The organism is Pseudomonas sp. EGD-AK9 (genome assembly GCF_000465935.2).
Lineage (GTDB): Bacteria > Pseudomonadota > Gammaproteobacteria > Pseudomonadales > Pseudomonadaceae > Aquipseudomonas.
On the sequence record NZ_AVOF01000306.1, the window covers coordinates 1 to 3873 of the forward strand.

A 3873-nucleotide genomic window follows, 5' to 3' on the forward strand; every position below is an offset into this window, starting at 1 on the left:
CTCAAGGGCGCCGAGCCCGAGCTGGTGCGCGCCATCACCGGCGCCAGGGCGCGGGCGACGTAGCGGCTGTCGCGCAGGAAGCCGACGCGGATGCCGATGTCGATCTGCGCCTCCACCGCGTCGGTGATCTCGTCCTCCAGGCGCAGGTTCAGCACCAGTTGCGGGTGCTGTTTGAGCAAGGGTTGCAGAAAGCCGATCAGAAAGCGCTTGCCGATGGCCTGCGGCGCGGTGATGCCGATGCGCCCGCTGATGGCCGATTCGGCCTCGGCGCGGTGGCCGCGAAACAGCGCGTCGAAATCTTCCAGCATCTGCCGGGCGCGCACCGCGTAGGCCTCGCCGAAGGCGGTGATATGCACCTGGCGGGTGTTGCGATGAAAGAGAATCTCGCCGAGCTCCTCCTCCAGCGCCTTGATCGCGCGGGTCACCGCCTGTGGGGAAACCCCCAGGCGAGTCGCTGCCTCGCGGAAATTGCTGCAGTCGGCTGCGCTGCAGAAGATGCGGATCATCTCCATGCGGTTGAGCATGTCGGAGCGCCTTTGTGTTCCAGAATGTGGAATAGCCTAATCCAAACTCTTCCATTCATTGAAACTGAAATCGCCCCTAACCTGAGCCCATGTCCGGCGTATGGCGCGGACACTCCAACGAATCGAGAGAGGGCTTACCCATGAGCAACAACATTTCCGGCAAGGTCGTGGTCATCACCGGCGCCAGCAGCGGCCTGGGCGAAGCCACCGCGCGTCACCTCAGCCAACTGGGCGCCAAGCTGGTGCTGGCCGCGCGGCGCCAGGAGCGTCTCGAGCAGCTGGTCAGCGAGCTGGTCGCCGCCGGTGGCGAGGCCGTGGCCTACCCGACCGACGTGACCCGTGCCGACGAGGTCAAGGCGCTGATCCAGGGCGCACTGGACACCTTCGGTCGCATCGATGTGCTGGTCAACAACGCCGGGCTGATGGCCATCGCGCCGCTGAGCGACGTGCGTGTCGAGGAGTGGGAGCGCATGATCGACATCAACATCAAGGGCGTGCTGTACGGCATCGCCGCGGCGCTGCCGGTGTTCCAGCAGCAGAACAGCGGGCACTTCATCAACATCGCCTCGGTGGCCGGGATCAAGGTGTTCAGCCCGGGCGGCACCGTCTACAGCGGCACCAAGTTCGCCGTGCGCGCCATTTCCGAGGGCCTGCGCCATGAGGTCGGTGGCCGCATCCGCACCACCACCATCGAGCCCGGCGCGGTGGATTCGGAGCTGAAGTTCGGCAGCGTCCACCAGCAGAGCCGCGACTTCGTCGTCGACTTCTACAAGCAGGCGATTCCGGCCGAGTCGGTGGCGCGCGCCATCGCCTATGCCATCGAGCAGCCGGCCGATGTCGACATCAACGAGATCGTCCTGCGCCCCACCGTGCAGGAATTCTGATCCACTGCCGCTGGCGCTTGCGATGCGGGTCTTCACGGGCCAGCATGCGAGCGCCTTTTCTGCTTTCAGGAGTCTGCATGAGCGCGTCCATCCGTCCCGTCGACCTGGCCAAGGCCTACCGCCTGCTCAACCATGGCCCCACCGTGCTGGTGTCCGCCCGCCACCAGGCTGTGGATAACGTCATGGCGGCGGCCTGGTGCTGCGCCCTGGATTTCGACCCGCCGAAGCTCACCCTGGTGCTGGACAAGGCCACCCGCACCCGCGCGCTGATCGAAGGCAGCGGCCTGTTCGCCATCCAGATTCCGACCGTGGCGCAGCTACAGCTGACCCAGGTGGTGGGCAATACCAGCCTCGCCGACGAGCCGGCGAAGCTGGCCCGCGCCGGTGTCGAGTTGTTCGAAATGGACGGCCACGACCTGCCCCTGGTGGCCGGCTGTTCGGCCTGGCTGGTCTGCCGCTTGCTCGATGAGCCGCACAACCAGCAGGCCTATGACCTGTTCATCGGCGAGGTGATCGCGGCCTGGGCGGACGAGCGGGTGTTCCGCGACGGCCGCTGGCACTTCGAGACCGCCGATCCGGCTCTGCGCAGCCTGCATCATGTCGCCGGTGGTCATTACTATGCCGTTGGCGATGCGCTGCAGGCCTGAAGGCTGGGCAACGAGGAGGCTGCATGTTTTCCCATATCTGTATCGGTGTGAGCGACTTCCCTCGGGCCTGGGCCTTTTACCAGCCGCTCATGGCGTTGCTGGGGGTCGAGCTGCGCTTTGTCGATGAGCACAAACCCTGGGCCGCCTGGCAATCGAAGCCGGAGCCCCGGCCGTTGCTGCTGATCGGCAAGCCTTTCGACGGCGCCGCGCATCATCCCGGTAACGGGCAGATGGTGGCGCTGTTGGCGCAGAGCCGCGCCCAGGTCGACCAGGCCCATCGGCTGGCGCTCGTCCAGGGTGGGCGTTGCGATGGCGCACCGGGCCTGCGCCCCGAATACCACCCCGATTACTACGGCGCCTACTTCCGCGACCCGGACGGCAACAAGCTGTGCGTGGTCTGCCACCAGGCCGAATGAGACGGCCGCTGCCCCGGCATATCGGCTAGCCCGGATGCAATTCGGGGCCTGGCCATCGGCCACTCAGTCGGGATACCAGCGCGGCGTATAGACCCACGCGCCCCCCTCGGCGCGGGGGAAGCGGCGGGTCTGGCTGGAGCCGATGATCACCAGGGTGCGCATATCGACCAGCTCCGGCGTCAGCTCGCCGAGGGTCAGGCTGCGCAGGGCTTCGGCCGGGCGGCCGATATCGCGCCCCAGCACCACCAGGGTCTGCGGTTCGCGGTGCTGGCGCAGCAGCTCCAGGGCGCGGCCGAGCTGCCAGGGGCGGGCCTTGGAGATCGGGTTGTAGAAGGCCATGGCCAGGTCGGCGGCGGCGGCGTGCTGCAGGCGTTTTTCGATCACCGCCCAGGGCTTGAGGTTGTCGGACAGGGAGATCAGGCAGAAGTCGTGGCCCAGCGGCGCGCCGGCCTTGGCGGCGGTGGCCAGGGCGGCGGAGACGCCCGGTAGCACCTCCAGTTCGACACCCTGCCAGGCCTCGTCCTGCGGGCTTTCCAGCGCCTCCATCACGGCGGCAGCCATGGCGAACACGCCGGGGTCGCCGGAGGAGATCATCACCACGCGGCGGCCGCTGGCGGCCAGTTCGAAGGCATGGGCGGCGCGCTGCAGCTCTTCGCGGTTGTCGCTGGGGTGCAGGCATTGATCGGCGCGCAGCGGGCCGGCCATCTTCAGGTAGGTGTCGTAGCCGAGCAGGTCTTCGGCCTGGTCCAGGGCGCGGCGCACGGCTGGGGTCATATGCTCGGCGGCGCCGGGGCCGAGGCCGACCACGCTGAGGCGGCCACGGCGCTGGCCGAGGCGCTCGATCTGCAGCGGCTGTTCGCCCAGCAGCAGGCGCAGGCCGTCGCCCCGGTGGCATTCGGCAGGCAGCTGGGAGTCGCTGTGGATAAAACGCAGCGGCAGCTTCAGTTCCTCTGCCGCCGCATGCAGCTCGCTATGGGCCATCCAGCTTTTGTCCGCGAGCAGGCAGGCCAGCGCCTGCGGCGCCAGCTTGGCATCGCTCAGCGCCTGCTGCAGACGTGCCGGCAGCTCGGCATCGGGGCGCTCGATCAGCGCGGCGGCGCAGCGCGGGTGGATCAGCAGTTCGTCGGCCCGGGGCGGACGCTGCTCGGCGGTGACATGAATCACCCGCGACGCGGCCTTACCCACAGGCAGCTGCGCGGCCTCCAGCCAGGGCGCCTGGCCCTCGATACGCACGCTCTCGCCGCCGAGCAGGTCGCTGACGAAGCGCTTGCCCTGCTGCAGGTCGGCCAGGGCGTAGCCGGCGGGTGGCTCCAGCAGGCAGGTGCCGAAGCGCAGCTCGCCGCTGGTGGTGATGGCCGGCGCCACGCCCAAGTGCGCGGCGAGCTCGCGGGCCAGGCGATTG

At 68.4% G+C, this 3873-nt stretch carries 5 protein-coding genes; 3 read left to right on the forward strand and 2 right to left on the reverse strand.

Annotated elements, in window-relative coordinates:
• On the reverse strand, positions 1–524 hold a 524-nt coding region (locus N878_RS14610), incomplete at its 3' end, for a LysR family transcriptional regulator (RefSeq protein WP_021444368.1).
• A 140-nt stretch (positions 525–664) separates the two neighbouring features.
• Between N878_RS14610 and N878_RS14615 the strand changes: the two genes are divergently transcribed.
• The 3 genes from N878_RS14615 to N878_RS14625 all read left to right on the forward strand — a co-directional run bounded on the left by N878_RS14615 (position 665) and on the right by N878_RS14625 (position 2471).
• Positions 665–1408, forward strand: coding sequence for an SDR family oxidoreductase (locus N878_RS14615; protein ID WP_021444369.1), 744 nt, complete (start codon positions 665–667; stop codon positions 1406–1408).
• Between the two features lie 77 nt (positions 1409–1485).
• On the forward strand, positions 1486–2055 hold the full coding sequence (locus N878_RS14620) for a flavin reductase family protein (RefSeq protein WP_021444370.1): 570 nt from the start codon (positions 1486–1488) through the stop codon (positions 2053–2055).
• Between the two features lie 23 nt (positions 2056–2078).
• Positions 2079–2471: a VOC family protein gene (locus N878_RS14625; protein WP_021444371.1), complete on the forward strand. Its 393-nt coding sequence runs from the start codon at positions 2079–2081 to the stop codon at positions 2469–2471.
• 63 nt (positions 2472–2534) lie between these two features.
• Here N878_RS14625 and cobJ read toward each other — a convergent pair.
• Positions 2535–3873 (reverse strand): precorrin-3B C(17)-methyltransferase (gene cobJ / locus N878_RS14630; protein WP_021444372.1); only part of this gene is annotated, 1339 nt, incomplete at its 5' end.